14 protein-coding genes are annotated in these 12,549 nt (G+C 74.4%); 7 read left to right on the top strand and 7 right to left on the bottom strand.

Translation table 11 applies throughout. From position 1 onward, the window contains the following. Positions 1-115: 115 nt before the first annotated feature. Together ACFOYX_RS04895 and ACFOYX_RS04890 are read left to right on the top strand one after the other, a co-directional pair. The gene (locus ACFOYX_RS04895; RefSeq protein WP_322442359.1) at positions 116-2,662 is read left to right on the top strand and encodes an FtsK/SpoIIIE domain-containing protein; all 2,547 of its coding nucleotides are present in this window, start codon (positions 116-118) and stop codon (positions 2,660-2,662) included. Then, positions 2,659-3,543 carry a hypothetical protein gene (locus ACFOYX_RS04890; RefSeq protein WP_322442358.1) on the top strand — a complete coding sequence of 295 codons (885 nt, stop codon included), beginning with the start codon at positions 2,659-2,661 and terminating at the stop codon, positions 3,541-3,543. Before ACFOYX_RS04895 ends, ACFOYX_RS04890 begins: the two co-directional genes overlap by 4 nt. Here the strand turns inward: ACFOYX_RS04890 and ACFOYX_RS04885 are convergent. After that, on the bottom strand, positions 3,504-4,517 hold the full coding sequence (locus ACFOYX_RS04885; RefSeq protein ID WP_322442357.1) for an FAD-dependent oxidoreductase: 1,014 nt from the start codon (positions 4,515-4,517) through the stop codon (positions 3,504-3,506). The two genes, ACFOYX_RS04890 and ACFOYX_RS04885, sit on opposite strands and share 40 nt — an antisense overlap. Positions 4,518-4,536: 19 nt before the next feature. Continuing rightward, a complete protein-coding gene (tnpB, locus tag ACFOYX_RS04880; RefSeq protein ID WP_322475057.1) occupies positions 4,537-5,934 on the bottom strand; it encodes an IS607 family element RNA-guided endonuclease TnpB in 1,398 nt (465 codons plus the stop codon). A 144-nt stretch (positions 5,935-6,078) separates the two neighbouring features. On the opposite strand from tnpB, the gene ACFOYX_RS04875 reads away from it, so the two are divergent. Both ACFOYX_RS04875 and ACFOYX_RS04870 read left to right on the top strand, forming a co-directional pair. Next, a complete protein-coding gene (locus ACFOYX_RS04875) occupies positions 6,079-6,834 on the top strand; it encodes a LysR family substrate-binding domain-containing protein (protein WP_377533839.1) in 756 nt (251 codons plus the stop codon). 117 nt (positions 6,835-6,951) lie between these two features. After that, complete coding sequence (locus tag ACFOYX_RS04870; protein ID WP_109801921.1) at positions 6,952-7,215, top strand: DUF6244 family protein; 264 nt, start codon at positions 6,952-6,954, stop codon at positions 7,213-7,215. A gap of 6 nt (positions 7,216-7,221) precedes the next feature. Here the strand turns inward: ACFOYX_RS04870 and ACFOYX_RS04865 are convergent, their stop codons facing one another. The 3 genes from ACFOYX_RS04865 to ACFOYX_RS04855 form a co-directional block, all read right to left on the bottom strand. Continuing rightward, positions 7,222-7,380, bottom strand: coding sequence for a hypothetical protein (locus ACFOYX_RS04865; protein WP_322442048.1), 159 nt, complete (start codon positions 7,378-7,380; stop codon positions 7,222-7,224). 86 nt (positions 7,381-7,466) lie between these two features. Next, positions 7,467-7,667 carry a hypothetical protein gene (locus tag ACFOYX_RS04860; RefSeq protein WP_322442049.1) on the bottom strand — a complete coding sequence of 67 codons (201 nt, stop codon included), beginning with the start codon at positions 7,665-7,667 and terminating at the stop codon, positions 7,467-7,469. A gap of 116 nt (positions 7,668-7,783) precedes the next feature. Continuing rightward, positions 7,784-7,927 (bottom strand): hypothetical protein, encoded by a 144-nt coding sequence (locus ACFOYX_RS04855; RefSeq protein ID WP_322442050.1) that lies wholly within the window; start codon positions 7,925-7,927, stop codon positions 7,784-7,786. Positions 7,928-8,237: 310 nt separating this feature from the next. On the opposite strand from ACFOYX_RS04855, the gene ACFOYX_RS04850 reads away from it, so the two are divergent. Continuing rightward, positions 8,238-8,456, top strand: a complete 219-nt coding sequence (locus ACFOYX_RS04850) for a winged helix-turn-helix domain-containing protein (protein WP_322442051.1) — start codon at positions 8,238-8,240, stop codon at positions 8,454-8,456. A gap of 205 nt (positions 8,457-8,661) precedes the next feature. On the opposite strand, the gene ACFOYX_RS04845 is transcribed toward ACFOYX_RS04850, so the two are convergent. Then, on the bottom strand, positions 8,662-9,672 hold the full coding sequence (locus ACFOYX_RS04845) for an SEC-C domain-containing protein (protein WP_322442052.1): 1,011 nt from the start codon (positions 9,670-9,672) through the stop codon (positions 8,662-8,664). Between the two features lie 289 nt (positions 9,673-9,961). Here ACFOYX_RS04845 and ACFOYX_RS04840 point away from each other — a divergent pair, with 289 nt between their 5' ends. Then, a complete protein-coding gene (locus tag ACFOYX_RS04840) occupies positions 9,962-10,804 on the top strand; it encodes an alpha/beta fold hydrolase (protein WP_322442053.1) in 843 nt (280 codons plus the stop codon). Between the two features lie 55 nt (positions 10,805-10,859). On the opposite strand, the gene ACFOYX_RS04835 is transcribed toward ACFOYX_RS04840, so the two are convergent. Next, positions 10,860-11,732, bottom strand: a complete 873-nt coding sequence (locus ACFOYX_RS04835) for an aldo/keto reductase (protein ID WP_322442054.1) — start codon at positions 11,730-11,732, stop codon at positions 10,860-10,862. A gap of 271 nt (positions 11,733-12,003) precedes the next feature. Here ACFOYX_RS04835 and ACFOYX_RS04830 point away from each other — a divergent pair, with 271 nt between their 5' ends. Beyond that, positions 12,004-12,369, top strand: coding sequence for a YciI family protein (locus ACFOYX_RS04830; protein ID WP_109801928.1), 366 nt, complete (start codon positions 12,004-12,006; stop codon positions 12,367-12,369). The last annotated feature ends 180 nt before the right edge of the window (positions 12,370-12,549 follow it).

Here is a 12,549-nt window from a genome sequence, read left to right as displayed (position 1 = left end):
GGCGGGCGGGTGAACAGTCGACCAACCCTCGGTGCGTCGCGCGCCGTGCCGGGTCGGCGCGCGTCCGTTAGGGTTCCCCTCGATCGTGGACCGCGGCGGCGTCGGGGGGCAGAGGGTGGGCAGGCTCGCGACGGCGTACGGGCACGCGATCGCCGCGCACCGCGAGGCCGTACGGCGCTGGGAGGACGCCCGCCGGGCGCTCGCCGCCGCCGGGCCGCCGCCCCCCGACAACGCGGAGCTGGTCGCCCGGCTGGCCCGGGTCGGCGGCGACCTCGCCTCGGCGTCCGGCGCCGCCGACCTCACCGCCGCGCCGGTGCCGGTCCGCGTCGGCGAGGCGACCACCCTGGACGGGGGCTTTCCGGTGCTGCTGCCGCTGGCCGGCGGGATCCATCTCGCGGTGGACTGCGACGCCCGGGACCCCCGGGTCGGCGAACTGCTGCGGGCGGTGGTGGTACGGCTGCTCGCCGCCGCCCCGGCCGGCGCGGTCCGGGTCGCCGGGATCGACACCGTCGCCTTCGGGGCGGCCTTCCTGCCGCTGCGTCCCCTGCTCGACGCCGGGGTGCTCGCCCCGCCGGCCACCACCGCCGCCGACGTGGCCGCCCTCCTCGACGAGGCGGAGCGGCACGCCCGCGCCGCCCAGCACGCCGGCCCGGCCGACCGGGAGCTGCTGCTGCTCGTCGCCGCTTCCGCGCCGCCGCCGCGGGAACTGGCCCGGCTCGCCGCGCTGACCCACGCCGGCCCGGACGCCGCGGTCTGCGTCCTGCTCGCCGGTCACCCGCCGGCCGGCCCGGGGGACGCCCCGCCGCCGCTGGGCGCGACCACCCAGCTCCGGCTCAACGAGCGGTACGCGCTGGTCGGCGACCCGCCCGGGCAGCCGTACAGCGCCGACGGCACCGGGCTGGCCGCCGCGGTGCTGCTCGACGGGGATCCGCCCGCCGCTTCGGTGGCCGCGCTCGGCGCGCGGCTCGCCGCGGCCACCCGCCGCGCCGGGACGCCGCGCTTCACCGACCTGCTTCCCGCCCGGCGCTGGGCGGAACCGGCCGGACCGGGACTGCGGACGGTGCTCGGCCGGGCCGGTCGGGAGCCGGTGACGGTCGCCTTCGACGACGCCACCCCGCACTGGCTGGTGGGTGGTCGCACCGGGGCGGGCAAGACGGTGTTCCTGCTCGACGTGCTCTACGGGCTGGCCGCCCGGTACGCCCCGGCGGAACTCCAGCTCCTCCTGCTCGACTTCAAGGAGGGGGTGAGCTTCACCGAGTTCGTCCCCACCGAACGTGACCCGTCCTGGCTGCCGCACGCCCGCGCGGTCGGCATCGAGTCGGACCGCGAGTACGGCGTGGCCGTGCTGCGGGAGTTGCGCGCGGAGCTGACCCGGCGGGCCGACCTGCTCAAGCGGCACGGCGTCACCAAGCTCGCCGACCTGCCCCCGGACGCCCGGCCGCCCCGGATCGTCACCGTGGTCGACGAGTTCCAGGTGCTCTTCGCCGGCAACGACGCCCTCGCCCGGCAGGCCGTCGACCTGCTCGAGGAGCTGGCCCGCAAGGGCCGCTCGTACGGCCTGCACCTGGTGCTGGCCAGCCAGAGCACGACCGGCGTCGAGGCGCTCTACGGCCGGGCCGAGGCCATCTTCGGCCAGTTCCCGCTGCGGGTGGCACTGCCCGGCGGGGGCGGCGTGCTCGACCCGCTGAACGACGCGGCGAAGGCCCTGGAAGTCGGCTCCGCCGTGGTGAACACGGCAGGCGGGGCGGCGGGCGCCGACACCGTGGTCCGGTTCCCCGACGCGCACGCCGCCGCCAGGGACCTGGCCACCCTCCGCCACGAGCTGTGGACGGCCCGGCCGGCGGGTTCGCGACCACCCGCGGTCTTCCGGGGGTACGAGACGCCCCGGCTGACCGACCACCCCGCCTGGGCCGGGCTGCGACCCGGCGACGGGGTGCCGCTGGCCCTGGTCGGCCGCGCCGTCGACGTGGCCGGCAGCGCCGCCGGGTTCACCCTGGACGCCACCCCCGGCCGGCACCTGGCCGTGGTGGGCACCGCCACCGCCGGGGCGGACGTGCTCCGGTCGGCCACGCTCAGCCTGGCCCGGCAGCACGTCCCCGGCACCGCCCGCTTCCTGCTCGCCCCGCTCGCCGCCGGGGCGGTCGAGCCGGCCGACGACCTGGCCATGACCCTGGCCGCCGCCGGCCATCCCGTCGAACGCCTCGACGCGACCGCCGTGCCGGAGCGCATCGCCGTGCTCGCCACCCCGGATGACTCCGGCGGCACCACCGCCGGCCGGACCTACCTCGTGGTGTTCGGCATGGACGCCGCCTCCGCCGCGCTGGGCGTCACCGACCCGGCCACCTTCCGCTCGGGACACGACGACCTGCGGGCGCTGCTGCGCCAGGGACCGGGCCACGGGGTGCACCTGCTCGGCTGGTGGCGGGGGCTGCGCCGGCTGGCCGAGGACCTCGGCGGCGCGCAGCACCGGGACGACGTCGCCTGCCTGGTCGCGCTGAACGTGCCCGGCGCCGACCTCGGCCTGCACCTCGGCGTGCACGACCTCGGCTACACCCCGCGCGCCGGCCGGGCGCTGCTGGTGGACCGGCACGACCAGCGCGTCCGGCTGATCGTTCCGTTCGTCCATTCCGGACCCGAGCCGGACGGGGGTGAGGGCCGGTGACCGCCCTGGAGGAGTACGCGGCGCTGGCCCGGCAGCTCTCCGCCCAGCGGCGCGGCGCGGATCGGGCCGCCATCGCCGAGGCGGAACGCCGCCGGGCGCTGCAGGCCGGGCTCGACCAGCTCGGCCGGCGGCTCGCGGCCCAGCGGCAGCGGCTCGGCCAGCTCGGCCGGGCCATCGGCGCCGCCACGCCCGGCACGGACCTCGCCGTCCCGTCCGGCGCCGACACCGCCTCGTCGGACGCCGACCTCGCCGCCGCGTCCGGGCCGGCGGTGCCATTGGCCGTGCCCGCCCCGACCGTCATGGCGCCGTCCGGTCCCGGTCACTCCGGAGCGGTGGGTTCCGGCGGCGCAGCCGCCGCGCCGGGGCGGCCGGGGGTCGGGGCGTACCCGCCGGGGGTGGTGGTGGCGACCGGCGCGAGGCCCACGACGGGCGTCGGGGTGCCGGCGCCCCGCGCGGCGGAGGCCGACCCGGCGGCCGAGTTGGCGGCGGCCCGGCAGCTCGCCGACGAGGCGGACCGGCACGGGCAGTGGGCCGACGCGCTCGCCCGACGGCCGGCGCTGCTGCCGACCTGGTCCCCGCCGGCCCGGGCGGCCGCCGTCTACACCTGCTGCGCGCTGGCCGGGGCGGTGCTGATGCTGGCCATGGTCGTCGCCTCCGGCCTGGCGATGGTCGGGCTCGGCACCCTGTACGCCTCGATGTGCGCCGGCCTGCCGGTGGCGTCGTTCGTCGCCGGCTACCTGGTGCTCGGCCGGTGGGGACGACCGGTGATCGACGGTGACGCCCCGGCGTCGCGGTTCGTCCCGCTCGGCTTCGTCATCTGCGTCCTGCTGGTGCCGCTGGTCTACTGCGCGTACCTGCTGGCGTTCCGCGTGCTGCGCTGAGCGGGCCGGAGTTCGTCCGCGCCGTCCAATGCCAGCCGGGCCACCTCGGCCGCGCAGCCCCACGAGAGGGTGACCCCCGCGCCCCCGTGGCCGTAGGCGTGCACCAGCCGACGCCCGGGCGGGCTGCCCGGCGCCACCGCCACCCGCGGGCCGCCGTGCCGGGCCGGTCGCAGCCCGACCCGTTCGCCGAGCACCGGCGCGGTGGCCAGTTCCGGCACCAGGGCCATGCACCGGCGCCGGATCGCCGCCGAGGTGGCCGGGTCGGGCCGGGTGTCCCACTCGCCCGGCTCGAACGTGCCGCCCAGCACCACGTCGTGCCGGCGCGGGTGCACGTAGGTGATGCCCGCCGGATTGTCCTCGTCGCGGACGGAGGTGGTCAGCCCCGGGTTCGCCACCAGCACGAGCTGACCGCGGACCGGGTGCACGGCCGGGTCGTCGGCGAGCCGACCGGCGGCCAGCCCGGTGGCGTTGACCACCGTCGGCGCCAGGGCGAAGCCGTCGGTGAGCCGGTCGAGCCGGCCGCGCAGCAGCCGTCCGCCGGCGCCGGCGAACCGCTCCCGCAGCCAGCGGAGGTACGGCGGCATCTCCACGGTCGGCGCGGTGAACCGCAGCTCCGTCGAGTACGGCCCGGCGCCCGGCGTGGTGACCAGGTCCGCGGTCGCCGCCGCCCACCAGGGCGGGCCCGCCCACGGCCGGCGCAGCAGCATCCGGGTCGGCCGGGCCACCACCCCCGGTACGCCCGCCGCGGCCTGCCGGCCCAGCTCGGCTTGGGTCTCCCGGGCCCAGCGCAGCACCCGCGGGTCCGCCTCGGTGTGGCTGGGATACCAGACCGCGGCGGCCACCGCCGAGACGGTGTCCGCCGGGTCATCGGCGGCCAGCAGGGTCACCCGCGCGCCCCGTTCCCGCAGCCGCACCGCCGCGGTCAACCCGATGATCCCGCCACCGACCACCACCACGTCCGCCCGGTCCGTCATGGTCAGCCTCCGTTTCCAATCATGTTGCGTGGGTGAGCTCATGATTGGATGTCCTGCCTTGCGGTGGGACGGTCCCGGTGTTGCCCGCTTTGGCGGTGCCGGGTTGACGTTTCACGGCCACCAGCCCCGTGGGCGGGGTCTTACGGTCGGCTCCACGTCCGTTTCGCGTCTCCGAGCCACTCCCGGCGACGGTGACCGCGAGCGCGGCCAGGTTCCGTGCGGCGTTGACGTCCCGGTCCAGGACGAGGCCGCACAGGGTGCAGGTGTAGGTGCGCTCGGACAGGGCGAGTTTGGTTTTCACTACGCCGCAGCCCGAGCAGGTCTTCGAGGACGGATACCAGCGGTCGGCCACCACCAGCCGCCCGCCGTTCCATGAGGTTTTGTAGGCCAGTTGCCGGCGTAGTTCGGCGAACCCGGCGTCGGCGATGCGCCGGGCCAGCCGCCGGTTGGCGAGCATCCCGGCCACGTTGAGGTCCTCGACCACGATGGTGCCGTACTCGCGGGCGAGCCGGCTGGTGAGCTTGTGCAGGCCGTCGCGGCGCAGATGAGCGACCCGGGCGTGCGCCCGGCCGAGCCGGGCGCGGGCCCGTTCCCACCGCTTCGACGCACGCTGGCCGGTGCGCCGGTCAGGGCCGACCCGGCGACAGACGCGCCGGGCCAGACGCCGCATCCGGCGGGCGGCGGCGTCCAGGTAGCGCGGGTTGGGCTCCACCTCACCGGTGGACAGCACCGCCAGATGCGTCACACCCAGGTCGACACCGACTGTCGCATCCGGGCAGGTCGGCATACCCTGGACGCGCTGCACCGCGCAGGTGAAGGACACGTACCAACGGCCACCGTCGCGGCGCACCGTCGCCGACAAGACCCGACCGGTGCCTGCCTCCAGGCGGCGGGCGAGCTTACGGGCGGACTCGTGCAGCCTCAACCGGCCCAGCCGGGGCAACACCACATGCCTACGGTCCGGCTCGACCCGGATCGCCCCCGTGGTGAACCGCACCGACGGGGTCGACCGGCGGCGTGACTTGAAACGCGGGAACCCCACCCGCCGCCCGGCACGCTTACCGGCCCGGGAGTCCGACCAGTTCTTCAACCCCCTGGCCAGCGCGTCCAGACCCGTGTTGAACGCCTCCTTCGAACACTCGGCCCACCACGGCGCCACATCGGCCTTCGCCGCGTTCCACGCCCTGCGTAGCGCCGACAGAGACCAGCCGATCGTGGGGGTGAGGTGCTCGTCGAGGATGCCGTAAGTACGTTCGGCGGCCCGCTGGTCCATGACCGCTATGACCCGGGCCAGCGCCCAGTTGTGGGCCACCCGCGCCGCACCAGCATGCGCGAGCACCATCCGCTCCTGGCGGGGTGTCAGGTCCAACGCGAACCGGTACGCCTGCACCACACTCAACCGCTCGCGGCCCGCCACGCCCAGCAGCGTAACCATCCGATACGACATTCATCCGCAACCACCACCGCCACACCCCCAGGGCACCGACCCCCGCCGACCGCCTGATCCCCCGTCACAACGCACCACCCACACCGCAAGCCGCTCTTTTAAGGCCACCAACGCATACCAACACCTACTCAACCGGCAACAGTTGACACCCCCGTCGGACCGCCCCCAGCGGGCGGCTGGACCCGGATCGTCTCCACGCGGGACGGTGCGGTCCAAGACGCGTCCACCGCCCGGATCCGTGACCTGGTCCGGGGCCGGGGCGGCCGGCTCCGGTTGGCATACACCCGCTCGGCGCGCGGCGGCCGGGTGGACGCGCTGATCGCCCGCTTCCGGGCGGAGAACCCGGAGGTGGAGGTGGTCGCCGAGACCGGCTGGACGGCGCCGAACGTCGCGGGCCTGCTCGCCGGCCGCCTCGACGCGGCCTTCGTCCGCCCGCCGGTGCCCGAGCCGGGCCTGACCTGCCGGATCGTCGACACCGAGGAGCTGCTGCTGGCCGTGCCGGCGCGGCATCCGCTCGCCACCGGCCGCCGCCGGCTCGACCGGGCCGAGGTGGCCGGCCTCCCCGCGGTGATGTGGCCGCGGGAGAACGGCCCGGGCATGTTCGACCGCACGATCGCCCAGATCTGGCCGGACGGGAGCTTCCACCTGGTCCGCCAGGAGCCCGACGACGAGCAGTTGCTGCGCGCGGTGGCCGAGGGGGAGGTGGTCGCGGCCGTGCCGGCCGGCCGGGCCCGGGCGTTGACCCTGCCCGGGGTACGGCTGCGCCGGTTCACCGCACCGACGCCGACCGTCGACATCGGACTCGCCTGGCGCCGGGGCACCACCAACCCCGCCGTACGCCGCCTCGCCGCCCTGCTCGCCGCCGGCTGACGGGTGCCGGCCGGGCCGTTGTCGTGTCAGGATCTGTCCCCGGCCCCTCGGCGTGATGTGGCCGGGGCGGTCGACCGCGTCATGCGGGTAGACGAGGACCAGTCCAGGGGAGGGCGCGTGAGCGCGGCGCAGATCATGGCGAGGCTGGCGGCGGCGGCCCAGAAGCTGGACGAGGCGAAGGCCAAGACGGCCGCCGCGGCGCAGGACGCCGCCGAGGCGCGGGCCCTGGTCGCCGGCGCCCTCGAAGGCGTGGCGGCCGGTCCGCTGGTCGGCGCGATCGACGCGTACCGGCAGGCCCTCGCCCAGGCCGCGCAGGGCGGCGAGCCGGCGAAGCAGCATGTCCAGGAGACCATCGCCAAGGTCCAGGCGCTGGGCAGCTGACCGGGGTCACCGGGCCCGGGCCCAGGTGAGGAAGCGCTCGGTCAGGTTCTCCGGTGCGGCGCGCCCGTTGAGCTGGGAGAGCTGGGCGCCGGCCTCGGCCATCAGGGTGCTCAGGTAGACCAGCAGCGCGGTACGGTCGGCGCGGTACTCGACCAGCAGGGCCAACCGCGCCGGTTGGTAGGGCCACTCGGCGCCACAGGCCCGGCAGCGCCACAGTGGACGTATTGGCAGGTGCGGCCGGGACGGCCGGCTCACCGCGGATTGCCGTTCTGCCACCACCCGCCGGCCCGCCAGCGCTGCGCCCTGGTGAGGTTGCCGGCGCGGCCCGGGTTGGTCGTGGGGAAGACCTGGGTCGGGGCGCTCGTCCATGTTGGCCGCTCGTTGAGGGGTGTCCGGTGCTGGGGGGCCGGGAGCGTCGGTTCGGGCCTGCTGCGCCATAACAGGAAACGCATGGGGGAGGCCTCCTTCAGAGTGGATGGGGATCGCCTCGACGGCCTTGGCGGGGTGGTCCTGCGCCGACGCCGCCGGGCTGCTCGCCTCCACCGCGCCGTTCGCAGCTCAGCCGCGTTCAGCGATTCGCCTTGACCAGCAGGGCGAAGCGAACCTCGGGGCAGGGGTAGTCCTCGCCGCAGTGGCAGAGCCAGCGGGTGACCCGGCGCGGGGGATGTGCGAAGAGGATGTCGTCGGCATCGTCCATGTCTTGCTCGGACACAAAGGGCGGTTGGTCGCGTTGCTCGTCCACGGGTGTCTCCCGTCGGTCTCCCTCGGCTCGGCTGCGGTGTTGCGGGCATGCGCAGTGTCGCTCAGGACGTCCGGCATGGGTGGGCTCCGGCACGCCCGGCCGTCCCGGGGGACCGGCCGACCGGGCGCTCTGCGCGGTGGGAAAGGACCAACTCCAAGGGTGCTGACCAGGGAGCCGATCAGCTTGGAGCCTATGATAACAAGCTATCGCAGTCAAGCTATCACTTGCGATAACAAGGCGAGGAGTGGTCGAATAGCGGTGCTGACCAGGGAGCACCGCTATGCCGCCAAGCCCCAAGTGGGTTGAGCTTGCCGAGCACATCCGCAAGCAGATCTCCTCGGGCGAGTTGTCGCCCGGAGAGAAGCTGCCCTCCACCTCGCAGCTCTGTCAGATCCACGGCGTCTCCGCGATCGTCGTGCGGAACGCGATGCTGACCCTCAAAGCCGAAGGCCTCGTCGTGGGCGTGCCAGGAGTCGGTGTCTTCGTCGCCGACCGCTGAGGCCGGCCGCTCGCTGTGGCCAGTCGACCTCATCACGGAACTGGCGGAGACATGGCGCTGACCAAGGCTGACCCTTCCGACCCGCTGCTGGGCGCCGAGGTGATCGCCCAGAGATCGTCAAGGACCTAAAGGCGGTGCCGGCTGAGTTCGTCGCCATCGCCGACGCGCTCTCCCGGCGGGAGGCGGCAGGACCGGCCGAGTAGGGTCAGCTCCGCGACCGGGGCAGGCAGCACTTCTTGTACTTGCTGCCTGACCCGCGCCAGCACGGCTCGTTGCGGCCCGGCGGCCACGGTATCGGGTCGGCCTCCGCGAGCAGGGAGTCGGCATACTCGTCCACCGTCGTCAGGTCCGTCGGGTCGAGGTCGGCGTCCCCGGCGAAGGTGGCCAGGCCCTCCGCGGAGCCGGCGACGAGCCCCAGCTCGGTCACGCCCTCCTCGGCCAGCGCGACCAGGTGGCGCTCGGCCCGGGCCCGGTGGTCGTCCCAACCCGTCCCGTACGTCTCCGCCAGCGCCGGCCAGCGCAGCAGCAGCGCGTTGAACTCCGGCCGGGGCCAGAAGACGATCCCGTTCGGACCGTCGTCGAGCTGGTCGAGGGCTCGTGAGCTGGCGGCCCGCAGCCGGTCGGCCAGGTTGTCGAGGTCGTCGTGGGGCAGCTCCATCTCCCCGCGTAGCCGGTGCCGCTGCTGAACGAGTCCGTACACCATGGCGGCGGTCTGCTGCTGCGACTCCTCCGCCGCGTACGGCCGGTCCGTGCTCCGGTCCAGGAGCTCGCGGACCGCGTCGGTCAGCCAACGCTCGGCGAGGTCGTCGTACCCGACTTCCTCCAGCACCTCGGTCACGTAGATTGCGGTCGGGTCGACGGTCAGCAGCGGGCGCAGCTCCTCCAGCCCTGCCATGGCGTCGTCGACACGGCCCAACCGGTGCAGCAGCCGGGCGCGCATCGCTCGGGAGTAGCCGTCGGGCTCGCCGTGGGTGCGGTAGACGTCGATGGCGCGTTCGGTCAGGGCCAGCGCCCGTTCCGGGTCGTCCTCCTCCCGTTCGACGATCTCCGCGGCGAGGGTCAGCGCGTACCCGAAGTCGCGCTTGTCCAGGATGTGGCCGCCGTCGACCGCGTCGACCAGGCGCGTGACCAGCGCCTCCGGGTCGGGCGCGGAGTGCGCGACGTGAGCGATCTCGTCGAGGTCGTCGCTGCTCAGTAACTCGGTGGAGGGGGTCATCGCACCTCCCGTGATCTGCCCGGACGAATCGGCACAGCGTAACGCCGCCGACCGGTGGCAGAACCGTTGACACGAAGGAGATCCGGCGGTCAGCGGTGCGTGACGCCGCCGCGCAACCGATTCATGCGCCCGAAATGCCTGATCGCGCTCCCATCGGGAGTTCACGTTACCCGTCCGTAACTTTTCATTGACGAGCACGAATTGTGACCCGCATCATCGTTCCACGATCGATCGGATCCCCCCACCCACCGTCCCGGCTCCCCGGGTGCCTCCCACCGGAGGTGCAGCCATGCTGCTCCGAACGATCCTCGCCGCCACCACCGCCGTCGCCGCCCTGCTGGTCCCGGCCACCGCCGCCCAGGCCGGCCCCCATCGCGCCACCACCAGCGCCGCAACCACCACCAGCGCCGCAACCGCCACCAGCGCCGCAACCGCCGGCACCGCGGCCGGCACCGAGGCGATCGCCGCCGCCGGCGCCAACCCCGTCATCGTCGTCGGGGGACTGATCGGCGTCTCCATCGCGTACGAGCCGATCGCCGCCCGGCTGCGCGCCGACGGCTTCCGGGTCTCCATCTACCAGCTCCCCGGGCTCGGCTTCGGCGACATCCGCGAATCCGCCCGCGCCCTCGCCGCGTACGTCAACCAGGTCCGCGCCGCCACCGGGGCGGCCAAGGTGGACCTGGTCACCCACTCCGAGGGCGGCCTGGTCTCCCGCTGGTACGTCAAGTTCCTCGGCGGCGTCGACAAGGTCGACCACTACCTCAGCCTCGGCAGCCCGCAGCAGGGCACCTACGCCGCCAACATCCTGAAGTTCGTCGGGCTCGGCAGCTGCGCCGGCATCGTCGCCTGCGAGCAGATGTCGATCGGCTCGGACCTGCTCACCGCCCTCAACGGCGGCGACGACACGCCGGGATCGGTGCGCTGGACCACCGTCCGGACGTGGCAGGACGAGCTGGTCTGGCCGATCGACAACGCCGGCCTCGCCGACGGGGCGACCAACGTGCTGATCCAGTCGTGGTGCCCGCTGCGGCTGGTCGGCCACCTCGGTCTCATCCTCGACGGGACGACCTACACGGTGGTCCGCCAGGCGCTCACCGACGCCGCGATCCGCCCCAACTGCTTCGCCCTGTAGCGCGCCGGAGACGGCCGGCCGCCGAGGTGGCGGCCGGCCGTCGCGCGTACGGGAGTCAGGTGGCCTTGGCGAGCGCCTCGAACTCGCCGTCCGTGAGCTTCACCTCGGCCGCGGCGATGTTCTCCTCAAGGTGCGCCACGGAGGACGTACCCGGGATGGGGAGCATGACCGGCGACCGGCGCAACAGCCAGGCGAGCGCGAGCTGCGCGGGCGTCGCGCCGTGCTCGGTGGAGATCTCGTCCAGCGGACCGCCCGGCTTGGCCAGGTTGCCGGTGGCGATCGGGAACCACGGGATGAACGCCAGGTCGTTGCGCTCGCAGTGGTCGAGCACGTCCTCCGCGCTGCGGTCGGCGAGGTTGTAGAGGTTCTGCACGGAGACGATCGGGGTGATCTTCCGGGCCGCCTCGATCTGCTCCACGGTCACCTCGGACAGGCCGATGTGCCGGATCTTGCCCTCCTGCTTGAGCAGCGCCAGCTCGCCGAGCTGGTCCTCCAGCGGCACCTTGGCGTCGATCCGGTGCAGCTGGTAGAGCCCGATGCTGTCCAGGCCCAGGTGGCGCAGGCTCAGCTCGCACTGCTGGCGCAGGTACTCCGGGCGACCCAGCGGCCGCCAGTCGCCGGGGCCGGAGCGGGACAGCCCGGCCTTGGTGGCGACGACCAGGTCGTCGGGGTACGGGTGCAGCGCCTCCTTGATCAGCAGCTCGCTGACGAAGGGCCCGTACGAGTCGGCGGTGTCGATGAACGTCACGCCCAGCTCGTACGCCCGGCGCAGCACCCGGACCGCCTCGGCCGGGTCCTTCGGATCACCCCAGACCCCGGGCCCGGTGAGCTGCATCGCCCCGTAGCCCAGCCGGTCCACCTGGAGGTCGCCACCGATCCGGTACGTGCCGGAGGCCTTCGCGGGCTGCTTGCCGGGGTCGATCGCCATGAGCCGCTCCCATTCCTGTTCCGTCGTCGTCAGCGTCCGGTGTTGTTCCCGCAATACGGCGGGCGCAACATCCGGGCCCGGGTTGTGGGCGGAGACACGCCCAGCCGGGGTGATCGTTTCCGATCCTGCCGCGCCGCGACCCCTGCGGGGACGGAGGGCCCAGCAGGTCGGCTACCGGGCCGGCGCGGGGCAGTTGCGGCGAGCGCCCGCTACGGCCGTCCGGCACGTGCGACGCTGTGCCCGGGTCGGACGTACGTCGGGAGGGGGCGCCATGTCGGGAACGCCGCAGGTCGACTTCGCGCTCGACACGTTCGAGTGCATCGTGCTGTACCCGGGGCCGTCCGGTCGGGCCCTGCCGGACGAGACGGTGCAACGGTTGCAGGCCGAGCACGTCCAGCACATGCGGGCGCTGCAACGGCGGGGCATCCTCCTGGTCGACGGCTCGGTGGACGGGCCGGCCCGCGAGCCGGACCCGCCGATCGGCTTCGGCCTGGCCCGGACCGGCTCGGTGGACGACGTCCGCAGCGTGATGGAGGCCGACCCCGCCGTGCAGGCCGGCCTCTACCGGGTGGACGTGCTGACCTTCCTCTGCCCGGCCGGCTCGCTCGAGTTCCCGCTGGCCAAGACGCAGACCTGAGGCCGGCCTCAGCTCCGGCCTCTGCCGGACCGCCCCCGCGGCGCAGTCGACCAGCGCGTCCAGGTCGCGTCGCCAGGTTCCCTCGCCGACTCGTGCGGACGCCCGCGGCCGCCGTGGACCCGCCGCCGGGTGGACTCCAGGAGGACCTCAGTCGGGGCACAAAGGCGAGCGGTACGATTT

Source organism: Micromonospora sp. GCM10011541, assembly GCF_042650725.1.
GTDB classification, from domain to species: Bacteria; Actinomycetota; Actinomycetes; order Mycobacteriales; family Micromonosporaceae; genus Micromonospora; species Micromonospora sicca.
This window is presented reverse-complemented; position numbering and strand designations above follow the sequence as displayed.